The sequence below is a fragment of the Allocatelliglobosispora scoriae genome, assembly GCF_014204945.1.
In the GTDB taxonomy this organism is placed as follows: Bacteria; Actinomycetota; Actinomycetes; order Mycobacteriales; family Micromonosporaceae; genus Allocatelliglobosispora; species Allocatelliglobosispora scoriae.
Genome location: NZ_JACHMN010000002.1, coordinates 1,699,459 through 1,716,189 on the forward strand (window position 1 = coordinate 1,699,459; position 16,731 = coordinate 1,716,189).

The following is a 16,731-nucleotide window of genomic DNA, read 5'->3' on the forward strand; positions in this document are numbered from 1 at the left end:
CTTCAGCTTCCTAGGGTGCTAGGTGAGTGGCCTGTGGGCGGGGCATTCCGGTCCCGCTCTCGTCGGCGCGGAGCGGCTTGATCGCGTTGTTTCCCGGAAACAGGGCGGTCGCGCGCCCTCGCAGGGGATTGTTTCCCGGAAACAACGCGATCAAGCGCCCGCGACAGCGCCTAGCAAGCACCCAGCAAGCATGCTGTTGGCGTGCGTCGCTCGCGGCGACCAGCCCGCTTGATCGCGTTGTTTCCCGGAAGTAAGGCGGTCGCGCACCCCCGCAGGGGACTGTTTCCGGGAAACAACGCGATCAAGCGCCCGCGACAGCGCCTAGCAAGCACCCAGCAAGCATGCTGTTGGCGTGCGTCGCTCGCGGCGACCAGCCCGCTTGATCGCGTTGTTTCCCGGAAGTAAGGCGGTCGCGCACCCCCGCAGGGGACTGTTTCCCGGAAACAACGCGATCAAGCCCCGTCGACAGCGCCCGACAAGCACCCAGCGCCCCAGCAAGTGCCAGCGCCCAGCCATGCGGGCGCCGTCTCACGCAGGCGCCGTGTCGCGCCGGCGCAGCCTCACGCGGGCGCCGGCTCACGCAGGCGGGCGGGAGGTGTCGGGAAAGGGCGGTGTGTTGACGCGTCCGGCTAACTCATCTAGCGTTGAATTCATCAAGCGATGAGATAGACCAGACCCGGGAGGAACCCCATGATTGAGGTCCACGACCTCGTGGTCGACCGAGGCAAGCGCACCGTGCTGCCCGGTCTGACCTGCTCGATGCCGTCCGGCGGCCTCACGGGCCTGCTCGGTCCGAGCGGCAGCGGCAAGACCACCCTGATGCGCGCCATCGTCGGCGTGCAGGTGGTGAAGAGCGGCACGGTCACGGTGCTCGGCAAATCGGCCGGCGACAAGGAGCTCCGCTCCAAGATCGGCTACCTGACGCAGGCGCCGAGCGTCTACGCCGACCTCACCGTCCGGGAGAACGCCCGCTTCTTCGGCAGCCTCTACGGCCTCGACGCGGGCAAGGCCGATGAGGCGGTCCGCAATGTCGGGCTGGAGCAGCAGGCGCACCAGCTCGTCGGCGACCTCTCCGGCGGGCAGCGCAGCCGGGCCTCGCTGGCGTGCGCGATCGTCGGCGACCCGAAGGTGCTGATCCTGGACGAGCCGACGGTCGGACAGGACCCGGTGCTGCGCGACGAGCTGTGGCACCAGTTCCGGGCGCTGGCGGCGGGTGGCGCGACGGTCGTCGTCTCCAGCCACGTCATGGACGAGGCGAATCGGTGCGACCGGCTGCTGCTGATCCGCGAGGGCAGGCTGATCGCGGACGACACCCCGGCCGCGGTGAAGGCCTCCGCCGGGACGGACGACCTTGACGAGGCGTTTCTTACCTTGATCAAGCGCGGGGAGTCGGCATGAGGAGTGAGCGAAGCGAGCCCCGCAAGGCGCTCCAGGGACGGAGTAAGTCATGATCCTGCTGCACACGACCGGGCGCATCCTGCGTCAGCTGCGCCACGACCGGCGTACCATCGGATTGCTCGTGGCCGTGCCCACCCTCCTGCTGACGCTGCTCTATTTCATGTTCGACGACCAGCCGCAGGTCTTCGACCGGATCGCGCTGATCATGTTGGGGGTCTTCCCCTTCGTCATCATGTTCCTGGTGACGAGCATCGCGATGCTGCGCGAGCGCACCACCGGCACGCTGGAGCGGCTGCTCACGACACCGCTGCGCAAGACCGATCTGCTCTTCGGCTACGGTCTCGCGTTCGGGCTGGCCGCCGCGGTGCAGGCGACGGTGGCGAGCGCGCTCGCCTACTGGCTGCTCGACCTCGACACGGCCGGCAATCCGGCGTTGGTGATCGGAATCGCGATCACCAACGCGGTGCTCGGTGTCGCGCTGGGCCTGCTGGCGAGCGCATTCGCCAAGACGGAGTTCCAGGCCGTGCAGTTCATGCCGGTGATCGCGCTGCCGCAGCTGCTCCTGTGCGGACTCTTCGTCCCGCGGGACGAGATGGCCACCTGGCTGCAGCGGATCAGCGACGTGCTGCCGCTGACCTATGCGGTCGAGGCGCTGCAGGAGGTGGGCGCGAACGCGTCGGCGACCGGCACGATGTGGCGCGACGTCGCGATCGTCGCCGGAGCGATCATCCTCGCGCTGGTCGCGGCCGCGGCGACCCTGCGGCGCCGCACCCCTTAAGGTCATCATCGTGGTACGCCGAACCGGCCGCCGTCCCGGCGCCCCCGACACTCGCGAGACGATTCTCGTGGCTGCTCGGGAGACCTTCGCCGAGAAGGGTTTCGACGGCGCGACCATGCGGCAGATAGCGACCAGGGCCGGTGTCGATCCGGCCCTGGTCCACCACTACTTCGGCACCAAGGATCAGCTCTTCCAGGCGGCGGTGCAGATCCCGCTGAACCCGGCCGAGATCCTGCCGATGGTGCTGGCGGACGGCATCGACCACCTCGGCACCAACCTGGTGCGGACGTTCCTCAAGGTCTGGGACTCCCCCGCCGGGCCGGCCGCGGCGGCGGTGCTGCGGTCGGCGATGAGCAGCGAGTGGACGGTGAAGCTGCTGCGGGAGTTCCTGGTCACCCAGGTCCTGCGGCGCGTGGTCAACGAGTCCGATCTCGACTCGGTGGAGGCGCCGCTGCGGATCAGCCTCGTCGCGACGCAGATGGCGGGGCTCGCCTTCATGCGCTACATCATCAAGCTGGAGCCGCTGGCGTCGCTGCCGTCGGAGCAGGTGGTCGCGTTGATCGCGCCCAACGTCCAGCGCTACCTGACCGGCGAGCTGCCCTCGCCCTCGGCGATCGGCGACGCCGCGGCGTAAGCGGCCACGTCGATGTCGACCATCCGACGGCGGCAGGAGCGGTGCCCGGGGTCGCTCTGCATGTGCTCGCAGGTGTTGGTCTCCAGCCGCACCTCCACCACGTCGAGGTGGTGCAGCTCGAAGCCGTTGCCGAGGGCGAGCAGGTCGCTGACCGGGTTGGTGGTGGCGAACTCGATCGCCGCCGCGCGGGTGGCGTCGCCGCAGATCGGGTGCGCCCAGCCGGAGACCCAGACCCGCCCGACCGAGAAGTCCACCGCGAGCACGACGGCGACATCGCCGTTGCCGTGGCTGGGGTGCCGGTTGATCCCCGAGCCGTTCTCGCGCTGGGCGAGCGCCCGCGCCAGGCCGCCGGAGGAGCGGCAGAGCAGGATCGGGTTCCCCTCGGCGTCGTTGGCGTGGCGCACCCGGAAGGGCCGGGGAGACCAGGCGACCTGCGCGGTTCCCAGGTACCTGCCACTCGCCACGGTTCGAGCGATCTCTGCGTAGGTCGCGTTCGCCAGCTGCATCGGGGGCCTCACTCTTGTTAGGGTAGCCTTTGTAAGGCCAGCCTAACCTAAAGGAGCACGAGTGAACCAGCCCCGGCCCAAGGCGAAGATTTCGCGGGCGCTCGGCATTCCGTTGACCCGCAAGTGCGTGCGGTACTTCGAGCGGCGGCCGTTCCCGCCCGGCGTACACGGGCGGGCACGCAAGAAGCCCAGCGACTTCCAGGTGCGACTGCTGGAGAAGCAGCGGCTGCGGCATCAGTACAACGTCAGCGAGGTGCAGATGCGCCGGGCGTTCGAGCTGGCGCACCGCAAGGCGGGCAAGACCGGCGAGAACCTGGTCGCGCTGCTGGAGACGCGGCTGGACGCGCTCGTCGCCCGGGCCGGGTTCGCCCGGACGATCTACCAGGCCCGGCAGGTGGTCGGGCACGGGCACATCACGGTCGACGGGGACAAGGTCGACATCCCGTCCTACCGGGTGGTGCCGGGGCAGGTCATCGCGGTCCGCGAGCGGAGCCGGACGAAGGCGCCCTTCCAGATCGCGGCGGCGGGGGCGCATGTGGACGGCCCGACGGCGCCCTACCTGGCGACGGAGATCGGCGAGCTCACGACCACGCTGCTGCGCCGGCCCGAGCGCCGCGAGATCCCGGTCATCTGCGACGAGCAGCTCGTCGTCGAGCACTACTCCCGCTGAGCCTCGGTCACGTTTTGCAGCAAAGCGTGGCTATTTCGCTGTGCGATGCCACGCTTTGCTGCAAAACGTGACTAGCGGGTCTGCTCCAGCCAGGAGGCGTAGAGGCGGCCGTAGATCGAGTCGGGGTCCTGGACCAGCTCATGGTGCGGGCCACGCTGGACGACGACGCCCTTGTCGACCACGATCACCTCGTCGGCGGCCTGGGCGGTGGAGAGGCGGTGGGCGATCGCCACCGTGGTCCGGCCGCGGGTGACGGCGTCGAGGGTCCGCTGGAGGCGTACCTCCGTGGCGGGATCGACAGCGCTCGTCGCCTCGTCGAGCACGAGCAGGTCGGGGTCCGCGACGTACGCCCGGGCCAGCGCGACGAGCTGCCGCTCCCCCACGCTCAGCGCCTCGCCCCGCTCACCCACCCGGGTCTGGAGATCTTCCGGCAGACCGGCGAGCCAGTCGGCGAGCCCGAGCTCGGTGAAGGCGAGCCAGAGCTGCTCGTCGGTGAGGTCCGGCTTGGCGAAGCGGACGTTCGCCGCGATCGTGTCGTCGAAGAGGAAGCCGTCCTGCGGCACCATCACCACCCGCGAGCGCAGCGAGCCGAACGACAGCGTCCGCAGCGCCACCCCGGAGAGCAGCACCTCCCCCTCGGACGGGTCCATCAGGCGGGTGAGCAGCTTCGCGAAGGTGGTCTTGCCGCTGCCGGTCTCGCCGACGACGGCGACCTTCGTCTTCGCCGCGATCTCCAGATCCACCTCGTGCAGCACGCGCGGGCCGTCCGGGTAGTGGAACGAGACCCGGTCGAAGCGCACGTCGAGCGCGCCCGGCGGCAGGTCGACACCGTTGACGCCGGGGTCGGCGACGTCGGGCGCCTCGTCGAGGACATCGAGCACGCGGCGCCAGCCGGCGACGGCGTTCTGCGCCTCATTGAGGACCTCGGTGGCGATCTGCACCGGCTGGATGAAGAGCGTCACCAGGAAGAGGAAGGCCGCGAGCTCGCCCACCTCGAGCTGGTTGTCGACGCCGAGCAGCACGCCCACCACGACGACCGCGCCGAGCGCCAGGCCGGCCGCGATCTCGCCGGTGGAGAAGCTGGTCACGCTCATCCGCATGGTGCGCTTCTGAGCCTTCTGATAGGTGTCGATCGTCTCGTCCAGCTTGCTCTGGGTCCGCTCGCCCACCCCGTAGGCCCGGATCACGGTGGCGCCGACGACCGCCTCGGAGACCGCGCCGTAGAGCATGCCGACCCGCTTGCGTACCTCGGCGGCGGAGGCGGACAGGCGCTTCTGGAACGCCTTGACGACGAAGACCGCCGGCAGGAAGGAGACGAGCACGACGAGCGTCAGCTTCCACGAGTAGAAGCTCATCACCAGCGCGGTCACGATGAGCTGCCCGCTGTTGACGAGCAGGATCACGCCGCCCCACTGGAGGAACTGGGTGATCGAGTCGACGTCGCTGGTGACCCGGGCGACGAGGACGCCGCGCCGCTGCGTCTGCTGGTGCAGCATCGACAGGTCGTGGATGTGCCTGAAGGTACGCACCCGCAGCGAGGCGAGCGCCGTCTCGCTGACCGTGAACAGGCGCCGCATCATCCAGTAACCGCAGGTCGTGGTGATGACGAGGATGCCGACGGTGATCGTCGCGATGGCAGCGATCAGGGCCAGGTCGGGTGCGCCGCCCGTGCCGCGGATCCCCTTGTCGATGCCCTGCTGGATCGCGACCGGGACGACGGCTCGGCCGATCATCGAGACGATCGCGAGTGCGAGCGTGCCGATCAGGCCCGTGCGCAGCTCCGGGGAGAGCGCCAGGCCCCGCCGGAGCGTCTTCCAGGAGGACTCGGACGCGGTAGCGGCTTCGGTCATCGCGCGCCCTCCAGTTCATCGGCGGCGAACTCCTGCTCGCGCTCGGCTTCGGCCTTCTCATAGGCCGTCACCAGGTTGACGTATCCGGGCACGCTCGCGAGCAGCTCGGCATGGGTGCCGTGCGCGACGACGCGGCCGTGCTCGACGTAGACGACCTCGTCGGCGAGCGCGATCGTGGCCCGGCGGTAGGCGACGACGAGCACCGAGGAGGCCGATTCGCGCAGCGACTGCAGGATCGCCGCCTCGACGCGGGGGTCGACGGCGCTCGTCGCGTCGTCGAGAACGAGCAGCCGGGGGTGTCCGGCGAGCGCGCGGGCGAGGACCAGCCGCTGGCGCTGGCCGCCGGAGAGGGTGGTGCCGCGCTCGCCCAGCTCGGTCTCGAGCCGCAGCGGCAGCCGCTCCACGAAGGTGCGGGCCTGCGCGGTGTCGAGCGCCGACCAGACGTCGTCCTCGTCGATGCCGTCACGGTCCAGGGTCACGTTGACCCGGACCGACTCGTCGAAGGCGAAGGAGAGCTGCGGCACGAGCGCCACGGTGCGGGGCAGCTCGACGGCGGAGAGGTCACGGGCGTCGACGTCGCCCAGGAGGACCCGGCCCTGGGTGGGGTCGAGCAGCCGGGCGGCGATCGTGGCGATGGTGGACTTGCCGGAACCGGTCGGGCCCACCAGGGCCACCGTCCGTCCCGCTCCGACGGTGAAGGTCACGTCGTGCAGGACCGGCTCGTCGTCGTACGCGAAACTGACGTTCTGGAAGGTGAGCGCGACCGGACCGCCGCCCGTGACCGACGACGTGCCGTAATCCATCTCGCCCGTGGCGTCGAGGACCCTGGCGACCCGGTCCCAGCCGGCGACGCTGCGCGGGACCTCGCCGAGGACCCAGCCGATCGCCCGCACCGGGAAGGCCATCACCGTGAAGAGCAGGGTGACCGCGATGAGGTCGCCGAGCGTGATGTCACCGGCGGAGATGCGCCAGGCGCCCACGACGAGGGCGGCGAGGGTGCCGAGGCTCGGCAGCGAGTCGAGGGTGGGGTCGAAGATGCCGCGCAGCTTGCCGACCCGGATCAGCGCGTCGCGCAGCTCGTCGGCCTTGCGCGCGAAGCGCTCCGTCTCGGCCGTCTCCCGGCCCATCGTCTTGACGACAACCGCGCCGTCGAAGCTCTCGTGCGCGATCCCGCTGAGCTCGGCCCGCAGCTGCTGGGCCCGGGCCTGGCGGGGCGCCATCCGCCGGGAGAAGAAGACGTTGAGCGCGAAGAGCAGGGGGAAGAGCCCGAGCCCCACCAGCGCCAGGACCCAGTCGGTGACGAAGAGCGCGGCGACCGCGACCACCATCATCACGATGCTGCCGATCGCGAACGGCAGCGGCGCGATCGGCCACCAGGCCGCCTCGACATCGGAGTTGGCGTTGGAGAGCAGCGTGCCGGTGGAGTGCCGGGCGTGCCAGGCCGGCGGCAGCGCCATGTAGCGCCGCGTCACCAGCCGCCGGTAACGGGCCTGGAGCCGGAACTGCATGAATCCGGCGCCGAGCCGCCGACCGAAGATGCCGAGCACCTTGCCGACGCTGACCGCCATGATCAGGCCGGCCGCGGCCAGCAGCGCGCCCAGGTCATAGTCGCCACCGTCGATGGCCGGCTGGGCGAGATCGCTGATCACCCAGCCCATGACGTAGGCCGAGGAGATGACGAGGAGGCCGAACAGGATGCTGCCGAGCGTCGCCAGGGCGAAGATGCGGGGCTCCGTGCGGATCGCGATCCAGAGGACCCGCATCCCGCGCCCGATGACGTCCCGGCCGGTGATCTCGGGTTTGCCGCTCTCCGCTGCGTCTGCTGCCACGCCCACCCCGCCGTAAGTTTCAAATGATCGCTTAATCCTTACCGACAACGCGGCCCAGCGCTATCGGGTATCAGCTGTGCGTGCCGTCACACATTCGATATCCGCCCAGCTCCCGTGGATGGATATGATCAGCCGCGTGACCGGGCCCGCGCGCATCGAACGACTTGCCCTTGCTGACCTCTTGACGGACGTGGGACCGGATGCGCCGACCCTCTGCGAGGGCTGGACCACCCGGGACCTCGCCGCCCACCTGATCCTGCGGGAACGCCATCCGGTCGCGGCCGCGGGGATCGCCTTCCCGCGCCTGCGGGAGCGGACGGCACGACACCAGGCAAAGGTAGCTCGCCGGGACTTCACGAAACTCCTGCACGACCTGCGCCGCCCACCGGTGTGGAGCCTGCTGAGCAACCCGCTGCTCGACGAGGCGGTCAACGTCAACGAGATGTTCGTCCACCACGAGGATGTCCGGCGAGCTCAACCCGGCTGGTCGCCGCGCACGCTGTCGCCGCAGCTCCAGGCCGAGCTTTTCAGCCGGGTACGCAAGACCGCGCGCCTCTTCCTGCGCAAGCTGCCCCTGAGCGTGGTCCTCGACGCGCCGAGACACGGCGTCATCGAGGCCGGCGGCGGCGGACCGGCCGTGAAGGTGACCGGCGACCCGGCGGAGCTGGCGCTGTTCATCTACGGCCGCCAGCAGGTCTCGAAGGTGGAGATCACCGGTGATCCGGCCGGTGTCGAGCGGTTGCGCAACGCCCGGCTGGGCGTGTGACGACCGTTCACATATCTCACTCACCGTGAGCCCACGCTTCCCAGCGGTGACACAGCGAAAACGCTTACTCTGGCCGAGTGGAGGGCTAGCTCTCCCGCTGCCTGGCGGCTACGCTCCGGTAACCGTTACGAAACCTGTGTTCTAGAACACGGTCGACGCGTCTGGGAGGGCAATACCAGCCATGGGCCTTGAGGTTCCCTACCGGTCTATTCCGGATATGTTTCTCCAGCGTGTCGCGGCGACGCCCGACACGCAGGCCTTCGGCGGCCCCGGCCCCGACGGCACTCCCGTCTGGTTCACCTGGCGACAGATCAGCGACCGTGCCAGCGCCATCGCGGCCGGTCTGACGACCCTCGGTGTGGGCAGCGAGGAGCGGGTCGCGATCCTCGCCTCCACCCGTCTCGACTGGGTCGTCACGGACCTCGGCATCATGTGCGCGGGCGGCGCCACCACGACCGTCTACCCGACGACCGAGCCCGAGGACGCCTGCTTCATCGTGAGCGACTCCGGCTCCACGGTGCTCTTCGCGGAGAACCCGGACCAGGCGGCCAAGATGGACCCGGCTGCCGTACCGGCCCTGCGCCAGATCATCCTCTTCGACGGCGAGGCCGACCCCGAGGCCGCGATCCCGCAGATCACCCTGGCCGAGCTGGAGCTGCGCGGCGCCGGTGTGCTCGCGGAGCGCCCCGGCCTGGTCAGCGAGATCGTCGCCGGCATCGAACCGTCGGCGCTCGCCACCCTGATCTACACCTCCGGCACGACCGGCCGCCCCAAGGGCGTCGAGCTGCTGCACCGGGGCTGGTGCTGGGAGGGCGTCGCGCAGGGCGACGTCGGCGTGCTGCTCGGCTCCGACACGCAGTTCCTCTGGCTGCCGCTGTCGCACTCGTTCGGCAAGACGCTGCTCTGCGGCATCATCCACGTCGGGGTGCCGACCTACGTGGACGGCCGGGTCGACAAGATCATCGACAACCTCGCCCTGATCAAGCCGACGCTGATGTGTGCCGCTCCCCGCATCTTCGAGAAGGTCTACAACCGAGTGGTCACCCAGGCGACCTCCGCCGGTGGCGCCAAGGCGAAGATCTTCGGCTGGGCCGTGCGTACGGGTAAGGCGAAGCTGGCGCTGGAGCAGGCGGGCAAGCCGGTCCCCGGCGGCCTCAACTTCAAGTACGGCATCGCGCACAAGCTGGTCTTCTCCAAGCTGCACGAGCGTCTCGGCGGCAACATCCGCTACATGGTCTCGGGCTCCGCACCGCTCTCGGTGCCGATCGCGGAGTTCTTCGCCGCGGCCGGGCTGCCGGTGAGCGAGGGCTACGGCCTGACCGAGTCGAGCGCGGGCAACACCGTCAACCGGCCCGGCGCGCTGAAGATCGGCACGGTCGGCCCGCCGCTCGCGGACCTCGAAGTCAAGATCGACACCGACGGCGAGATCCTGCTGCGCGGCGCCCCGGTCATGCGCGGCTACCACAACCTGCCCGAGGAGACGAAGGCCGTCTTCACCGAGGAGGGCTTCTTCCGCACCGGCGACATCGGCGAGATCGACGCCGACGGCCACGTCAAGATCACGGACCGCAAGAAAGACCTGGTCAAGACGTCGGGCGGGAAGTACATCGCGCCGAGCCACATCGAGGGGCTCTTCAAGGCGCTCTGCCCGCTCACCTCGCAGGTGCTCGTCATCGGCCAGGCCCGCAACTACGTCACCATGGTGATCACGCTCGACCCCGAGTCGGTGACCGCCTGGGCGGCGAACGGTCCGCTCGCCGGCAAGCCCTATGCCGAGATCGTGGCGTCCAGCGAAGCCGAGGCGTATGTCGGCGGCTTCGTCAAGGAGCTCAACACCAAGGTCAACCGCTGGGAGACGATCAAGAAGTTCATCATCCTCCCGCGCGACCTCACCATCGAGGACGGCGAGATCACCCCGTCGCTGAAGCTCAAGCGCCGCGTGGTCGAGGAGAACTTCAAGCCCCAGATCGAGGCCATGTACGCCGGCAGCCTCGCGGAGATTTAACCCGCATTTTAATGCTGGACACGCCGGCAAATCTGCAATAAAAGTCAGGATCGACTGGGAGCCCCTCGGTCGATCCTGACTTTTATTGCACCTCGTGCGGCGTGTCCAGCATTAAAATTCAGGGAGGTTAGGCGATCAGGGTGGGCTCGGTCCAGTGCGGGCGGGGGGTGCCCCGGTCCAGGTCGAAGCGGGCAGCGGCGATCCGGCCCACCGCCTCCGTCAGGTCCACCGGCGGCAGCGTGAAGGGCAGCCGCAGGAAGCGCTCCAGGGTGCCGTCCAGGCCGAAGCGCGGGCCGGGCGCCAGGCGTACGCCATGGGCCTCCGCCGATCTCGCCAGCGCACTGGAGACCGGCGCGTCCAGCTCCGCCCAGAGCGTCAGCCCGCCCCGGGGAATCGTGAAGCTCCACTCGGGCAGCCGATCGCGCAGCTCCGTGACGAGCGTGTCCCGCCGCACGCCGAGCGAGGCCCGCCGGGCGGCCACGATGCCCTCGGCCTGGTCCAGCAGCCGCACGGCGACGAGCTGATCGAGCACCGGTGAGGCCATGTCGACGCCGACCCGCACCGCGGCGAGCCGCTGCACCAGGGGCGCCGCGGCCCGGATCCAGCCGATCCGCATGCCGCCCCAGAAGGGCTTGCTCATGCCGCCGATGGTGAGCACCCGGCTGTGCCGGTCGAACGCGGCGACCGGCGGCGGCAGCGGATCATCGGTGAGCTGCAGGTCCACGAAGGACTCGTCGATGACGAGGTCGGTGGCGGCGGAGTGGGCGGCGGCGGGCAGCAGCTCGCGCAGCCGCAGCGGCATCAGGTGGCCGGTCGGGTTCTGGAACTCGGGAATGAGGTAGGCGAGCTTCGGCCGGGTCTGCCGGATCGTGTCGAGCAGCAGTTCGCCGTCCCAGCCCTGCGCACCGAGGCCATGGGTGGCGATCCGGGCCCGGCTGCCCGCCAGCGCCGCCAGCGCCCCCGGATAGGTCGGCGACTCGACCAGCACCGGCGCGCCGGGGTGCACGATGAGCCGGACGACCAGGTCGAGGGCGTGCTGGGTGCCGTTGGTGATGAGGATCTGCTCCAGCCGCGTCGGCAGGCCCCGGGCGGTGTAGCGCGCGGCGACCACCTCGCGCAGCTCGTCGAGCCCGCACGGGAAATAGCCGGGGCCGCCGAGATAGCGCGGCAGGTCCTCGACGGCGGCGCGGGCGGCGGCGGCGAGCTCGATCGGTGCGGCCGGTGCGGCGCTGCTCAGATCGATGAGGCCGGGGTCGTCGGAGGGCGCCCAGAGACCGCTGCTGCCGACGCGCAGGCCCTCGGGCAGTGCCGTCCAGCTCCCGGCACCGCGGCGGCTGACCAGGTGGCCGGAGTCGCGCAGCTCGCGATAGGCGGCCGAGACGGTGGTACGCGAGATGGCGAGCGACTCCGCCAGCTCACGTTCAGCGGGGAGCCGTACCCCGAGGGCGAGCCGGCCGTCGGCGAGCAACCCGCGCACGGCGGAGGCGAGGGCGACGTAGTCCGGACTGCGGCGGCGGGCGGGCAGGGCATGCCACTGGCCGAGAAGCCGGCCGAGCTGCGCGCCCCGGACAAGTCCGCCCATCGCGATCCCCTCATCGACTCGCAAACGGCTGGTGTGCCGCTCGGAAGGAGCCATCCAGCACGAATTGGCCCTTCCCTTATCCTAAAGTGGCCCTCAGAGTGGCATGTATGCACCTCCCGAGCAAGCCACATCGACTCGCCCGCCGCCTCGTCCAGCTCTACGCCGGCCTCCTCGGCTACGGGATCAGCATGGCCCTGATGGTCGAGGCGGGCCTCGGCAACCAACCCTGGGACGTGCTGCACCAGGGGGCCGCCGGGCTCACCGGCATCTCGATCGGCACGGTCGCCATCGTCGTCGGCGCGCTGGTCCTGCTCTGCTGGATCCCGCTGCGGCAGCGCCCCGGACTCGGGACCATCTCCAACATCCTCGTCATCGGACCCACCCTGGACATCGTGATGGTGGCGCTGCCGACGCCGCACGGGTGGGCGCTGCGGGTGGCGTACCTGCTGATGGGCATTGTGCTCTGTGGTTTTGCCAGTGGCCTTTACATCGGGGCCAATCTGGGGCCGGGGCCGCGGGACGGCCTGATGACCGGCCTCGCCGCGCGGGGTTACTCGGTCCGCGTCGTGCGGACCGCCATCGAGATCACCGTCGTCGCGATCGGCTTCCTGCTGGGCGGGGTCTTCGGCCTCGGGACGCTGCTCTACGCGGTGACGATCGGGCCGCTCGCCCACGTCTTCATCCCGATGTTCACCATCGACGTGCCGGGCAAACCATCCCTCGGTGCTCCCCGCGAGCCGGACCCGGCCCTCCCGGCCGCGTGAGATGACTCGGCACCGACCCGCCGCCAGGTCGGTGCCGAGTCAGCCAATGGGCGGACCTAGGGGCAGGTCGCGCCGACCGGACCGCTCAGGCCGGTCCACATGTACGCGTCGGAGAGCCAGGTCCCGTCGGTGAACTTGTTCCACAGGCTGGTCGTGCCCCAGCGGCCGGTGTGCGTGGTGCCCGTCTTGGAACAGGAGATCGTCATCGTCGTGCCGTCCGCGACCGTGCCCGCCGCGGCGAAGTTGCTGCCGGGACCGGTGCGCTTGGTCAGGGTCAGCGTGCCGTTGCCGTCGACGATGCCCTGGTTGAAGTCGAGCGGGCCGTAGTTGTAGAGCGAACCGCCCTGCCCGACCGCGGTCGAGCCGTGCCGCGCGGTGCCGCCGTAGGCAGCCGACCCGGCGACGATCGTCCACTTGCCGAAGTTGTGCTGGGAGATCGCGACGTAGCCGCCGTTCTGGCGGAGGGCGAAGTGGACGTGGTTGCCGGAGGCCTGCCCGCCGCAGGTCACGTCGGTGCCGATGTTGCCCAGCGGCAGACCCTGACCCGCCGGTACGCCGTCCGCGTCCGAGACCAGGCTGTTGAAGAGGTGGTAGTAGTCGGTGGCGTAGTTGCGATCGTGGTAGACCCGGATCCAGCCCTGGCACATCCGGAAGGCGGTGCCCGCACGGGCCGCCCGGACGATGCCGTCGCCGCCCGCGAGATCCAGCGCGGTCCACGGGTTCTCGGTTGTGCTCCAACCGTGCGGGCCGCTCGACATCCGCCACGACTGGCCGACGGCGTAGGGCAGGGCCATCCCGGTGCGGTAGTCACCACCCGCGAAGAGGGCGTTCTCGGTGGCGAACAGCGAGCGCTCATCGCCCCTGGTCAGCGGGGATGCGGTGACGAGCTCGCGGAAGAGCGCCTCGTCCTCCAGCGCGATCTGCCAGGTGCCCCTGACGGAGCGGGCGTGGAAGAGCCAGCCCAGCGGGTAGGCGCCCTCCTTCTGCGGCGCGACGATGACCGCCGTGCCGAAGGCCCAGCTCGTACCCGCTGTGCGCAGGACGGTGACCCGGGTCTCGGCGGCCGTCGCGGCGCGCAGGGTGGCGTCGGTCAGGGTCGCGGCTCGCTGGAGCAGTTTCGAGGTGACGGCCGTGGTGACCGCGCTCGTGGCGGCCGCGGCCGGGGCGGCGACGCCCGCGGTCGGGGCGGTGAGGGTGAGCCCGGTGCCGAGCACCAGGGCGAGCAGACAAGCGGTACGGCGTCGCGGAGACACCATGCCAGCCTCCTAAGATCGATCGGCGTATCTATTGACCGCAATCTTAAGAAGAGATCACCTTGCCGTCAGGGTGCGAATCTGCACCTGTTGCGGGCTTTCCTGGCACGACCGCACCTTGACCGCCGCCGCGCTGCGAGCGCGGGGCGCGGCTGCGGGTGCGGCGAGCGGCTGCGGGCGCGGGGCGCGACTACGAGCGCGAGGCGCGCCTACGAGAGCGAGGCGCGCCTACGAGCGCGGCTGCGGCTGCGAGCGCGGCTGCGCCGAAGATCACGCCTTCTTCGGGGAAAATGGTGTGATCACGCGCCTTGATCACACCATTTTCCCCGAAGAAGGCGTGATCTTGCACGCGCGCAGCGATCCAGCAGGCGTGCGGAACGCACGGCGAGAACACACGTCAAGCGGGGCAAGCGGGGCAGGCGGGTGCGAGCGCGTCAGCGGACGGCGTGGCCGGAGTCGGACAGGGCGGTCTTGACCTCGCCGATCGTGACCTCGCCGAAGTGGAAGACGCTCGCCGCCAGCACCGCGTCCGCCCCCGCGTCGACGGCGGGCGGGAAGTCCACCGCCGCGCCCGCGCCGCCCGAGGCGATCACCGGGATGTCGACGACCGCGCGCACCGCTCGGATCAGCTCCAGGTCGAACCCGGCCTTGGTGCCGTCGGCGTCCATCGAGTTGAGCAGGATCTCGCCCGCACCGAGCTTGGCGACGCGTGCCGCCCACTCGATCGCGTCGAGCCCGGCCGAGGTCCGCCCGCCGTGGGTGGTGACCTCGAAGCCGCTGCTGCCGTGGCCGCCGCGCCGCACGTCGAGCGAGAGCACCAGCACCTGGTTGCCGAAGCGCTCGGCGATCTCGCTGATCAGCTCCGGCCGGGCGATCGCGGCGGTGTTGACGCCGACCTTGTCGGCGCCGGCTCGCAGCAGCACGTCGACATCGGCGACACTGCGCACCCCGCCGCCGACGGTGAGCGGGATGAAGACGGTCTCGGCGGTGCGGCGGACCACGTCGAGCATGGTGCCGCGACCGGCGGAGGAGGCGGTGACGTCGAGGAAGGTCAGTTCGTCGGCCCCGGCCGCGTCATAGGCGGCGGCGAGCTCGACGGGGTCGCCCGCGTCGCGCAGGTCGACGAAGTTGACGCCCTTCACGACCCGGCCGGCGTCCACATCGAGGCAGGGGATGACCCTCACGGCGATCGTCACACTGGTGAACCTACCGTGGCGGGCCGCTGGAGCGCTGTCGGCGTGGGTGCGCGGTCCGCTTCCTGAGAAGCATGACCGCTCATGATCGCGTTAAACCCGGAAAGAAGCCCCTCACCATGCAGCGGAAGGGCTTCTTTCCGGGTTTCTACGCGATCACGCCGAGCGCCGAGCGGCGAGCGCCGCAGAGCGGCGTCAGTGGTGGTTGGTCCTCGTCGCCACCAGGCGCAGCCGGACCTTGCTGATCGCGCGGCCGGTGACCTCGGTGACCTCGGCGGTGCAGCCCGGCAGCGTCACCGTCTCGCCCGGCTCGGTCGGGATGTGCCCCAGCTTCGCCAGGACCAGCCCCGCCACCGTCGTGTAGTCGACATCGGCGAACCGCGTCGTGTCGATGCCGAGGTCGGGCAGGTCGTGGATCGGGAAGGACCCGGGCACCACGAAGACGTCGTCGGCCTCGCGTACGACAGCGGCCACATCGGCGTCGGTCTCGTCGTAGATCTCGCCGACGACCTCCTCCACCAGGTCCTCCATCGTCACGATGCCGTCGATCGAGCCGTGCTCGTCGACGACCATGGCGAACTGCTCGCGCCGGTGGCGGAGCTGGCGCATCGCCTCGGCGACCGGCAGGGTCTCCGGCATCAGCAGCGCCGGACGGGCCCGGTCGGCGGCGGTCGCGCCGCCCCGATCGGGCAGCAGGTCGCGCAGGTGGACCACGCCGATCAGGTCGTCGATGCCGCCGGGACCGACCACCGGGGCGCGCGTGTGCCCGGAGTCGGCGAGCTCCCGCAGCGCCTCGTCGGCCGTCAGGGAGCCGGCGAGCAGCGTCACCTCACCCCGCGGGATGAGGATCTCCCGGATGCCGCGCTCGGCGATCTCGAAAGCACCGGAGATGATCTCCCGCTGCTGTGCGGTGAAGCCCCGCTGCGCCACGACCAGCTCCCGGATCTCCTCGGCGCTGATCTCCTCCCGGCCGGCCTTCGGGTCGCCGCCGGTGATCCGCACGATCAGGTCCGTCGACTTGCCGAGCAGCCACACGACCGGCCGCGACGCCGTCGCGAGCAGGTCCAGCGGCTTCGCCGCCGCCAGCGCCCAGCCCTCCGCCCGCTGCATCGCGATGCGCTTGGGCGCGAGCTCCCCCAGCACCAGCGTCACGAAGGTCAGCGCCAGCGTCAGCAGGATGATCGCCACCGACTCCGCCGCCGAACCCAGGAAGCTCAGCGGCTCCACCAGCGGCTTCGCCAGCGAGGTCGCCGCGAACGCCGACGCCAGGAACCCGGCGAGGGTGATGCCGATCTGGATCGTCGCCAGGAACCGGTTGGGGTCCCGGGACAGGCGCGCGAGTGTGCGACCGCCCCTCGACGTCCGCTCCAACCGCTGGATCTGGCTCTCCCGGAGCGAGATGAGTGCCATCTCGCTGCCCGAGAGAGCGCCGTTGAGCAAAATCAGGACCAGCACCAGGATGACCTGGGTGCCATAGCCGCCCACGGGCGTTCACTCCACTCG

General features: G+C 70.3%; 14 protein-coding genes. 7 read left to right on the top strand and 7 right to left on the bottom strand.

Features of this window, described 5'->3' with window-relative positions:
• Positions 1 to 690: 690 nt before the first annotated feature.
• Genes F4553_RS13310 through F4553_RS13320 form a run of 3 tightly spaced genes read left to right on the top strand, consistent with a single transcriptional unit; the run spans position 691 to position 2,810 of the window.
• Entirely contained in the window at positions 691 to 1,398 is a 708-nt protein-coding gene (locus F4553_RS13310; RefSeq protein ID WP_184835886.1) for an ABC transporter ATP-binding protein, read from the top strand.
• 49 nt (positions 1,399 to 1,447) lie between these two features.
• The gene (locus F4553_RS13315; protein ID WP_184835887.1) at positions 1,448 to 2,176 is read left to right on the top strand and encodes an ABC transporter permease; all 729 of its coding nucleotides are present in this window, start codon (positions 1,448 to 1,450) and stop codon (positions 2,174 to 2,176) included.
• A 10-nt stretch (positions 2,177 to 2,186) separates the two neighbouring features.
• Complete coding sequence (locus F4553_RS13320) at positions 2,187 to 2,810, top strand: TetR/AcrR family transcriptional regulator (RefSeq protein ID WP_184835889.1); 624 nt, start codon at positions 2,187 to 2,189, stop codon at positions 2,808 to 2,810.
• Here F4553_RS13320 and F4553_RS13325 read toward each other — a convergent pair.
• On the bottom strand, positions 2,756 to 3,328 hold the full coding sequence (locus F4553_RS13325) for a hypothetical protein (RefSeq protein ID WP_184835891.1): 573 nt from the start codon (positions 3,326 to 3,328) through the stop codon (positions 2,756 to 2,758). The genes F4553_RS13320 and F4553_RS13325 overlap by 55 nt on opposite strands.
• 49 nt (positions 3,329 to 3,377) lie before the next feature.
• On the opposite strand from F4553_RS13325, the gene rpsD reads away from it, so the two are divergent.
• A complete protein-coding gene (gene rpsD, locus F4553_RS13330) occupies positions 3,378 to 3,986 on the top strand; it encodes a 30S ribosomal protein S4 (protein WP_184835893.1) in 609 nt (202 codons plus the stop codon).
• Positions 3,987 to 4,057: 71 nt separating this feature from the next.
• Here rpsD and F4553_RS13335 read toward each other — a convergent pair whose 3' ends face one another.
• Entirely contained in the window at positions 4,058 to 5,836 is a 1,779-nt protein-coding gene (locus F4553_RS13335) for an ABC transporter ATP-binding protein (RefSeq protein ID WP_184835895.1), read from the bottom strand.
• Complete coding sequence (locus F4553_RS13340) at positions 5,833 to 7,599, bottom strand: ABC transporter ATP-binding protein (RefSeq protein WP_184840702.1); 1,767 nt, start codon at positions 7,597 to 7,599, stop codon at positions 5,833 to 5,835. Before F4553_RS13340 ends, F4553_RS13335 begins: the two co-directional genes overlap by 4 nt.
• A 190-nt stretch (positions 7,600 to 7,789) precedes the next feature.
• On the opposite strand from F4553_RS13340, the gene F4553_RS13345 reads away from it, so the two are divergent.
• Both F4553_RS13345 and F4553_RS13350 read left to right on the top strand, forming a co-directional pair.
• The gene (locus F4553_RS13345) at positions 7,790 to 8,431 is read left to right on the top strand and encodes a TIGR03085 family metal-binding protein (RefSeq protein ID WP_221469878.1); all 642 of its coding nucleotides are present in this window, start codon (positions 7,790 to 7,792) and stop codon (positions 8,429 to 8,431) included.
• A gap of 181 nt (positions 8,432 to 8,612) precedes the next feature.
• The gene (locus tag F4553_RS13350) at positions 8,613 to 10,436 is read left to right on the top strand and encodes an AMP-dependent synthetase/ligase (protein ID WP_184835899.1); all 1,824 of its coding nucleotides are present in this window, start codon (positions 8,613 to 8,615) and stop codon (positions 10,434 to 10,436) included.
• 127 nt (positions 10,437 to 10,563) lie between these two features.
• Here the strand turns inward: F4553_RS13350 and yczR are convergent, their stop codons facing one another.
• Entirely contained in the window at positions 10,564 to 12,018 is a 1,455-nt protein-coding gene (gene yczR / locus F4553_RS13355) for a MocR-like transcription factor YczR (RefSeq protein ID WP_184835900.1), read from the bottom strand.
• 107 nt (positions 12,019 to 12,125) lie between these two features.
• Between yczR and yczE the strand changes: the two genes are divergently transcribed.
• Positions 12,126 to 12,782 carry a membrane protein YczE gene (yczE, locus tag F4553_RS13360; protein WP_184835902.1) on the top strand — a complete coding sequence of 219 codons (657 nt, stop codon included), beginning with the start codon at positions 12,126 to 12,128 and terminating at the stop codon, positions 12,780 to 12,782.
• A gap of 56 nt (positions 12,783 to 12,838) precedes the next feature.
• Here the strand turns inward: yczE and F4553_RS13365 are convergent, their stop codons facing one another.
• From F4553_RS13365 to F4553_RS13375, 3 genes are all read right to left on the bottom strand, one after another.
• The gene (locus F4553_RS13365) at positions 12,839 to 14,038 is read right to left on the bottom strand and encodes a M23 family metallopeptidase (RefSeq protein WP_184835904.1); all 1,200 of its coding nucleotides are present in this window, start codon (positions 14,036 to 14,038) and stop codon (positions 12,839 to 12,841) included.
• A 431-nt stretch (positions 14,039 to 14,469) separates the two neighbouring features.
• The gene (gene hisF, locus F4553_RS13370) at positions 14,470 to 15,231 is read right to left on the bottom strand and encodes an imidazole glycerol phosphate synthase subunit HisF (RefSeq protein WP_184835906.1); all 762 of its coding nucleotides are present in this window, start codon (positions 15,229 to 15,231) and stop codon (positions 14,470 to 14,472) included.
• Positions 15,232 to 15,423: 192 nt separating this feature from the next.
• Positions 15,424 to 16,713: a hemolysin family protein gene (locus tag F4553_RS13375; protein ID WP_184835908.1), complete on the bottom strand. Its 1,290-nt coding sequence runs from the start codon at positions 16,711 to 16,713 to the stop codon at positions 15,424 to 15,426.
• Positions 16,714 to 16,731: the final 18 nt, after the last annotated feature.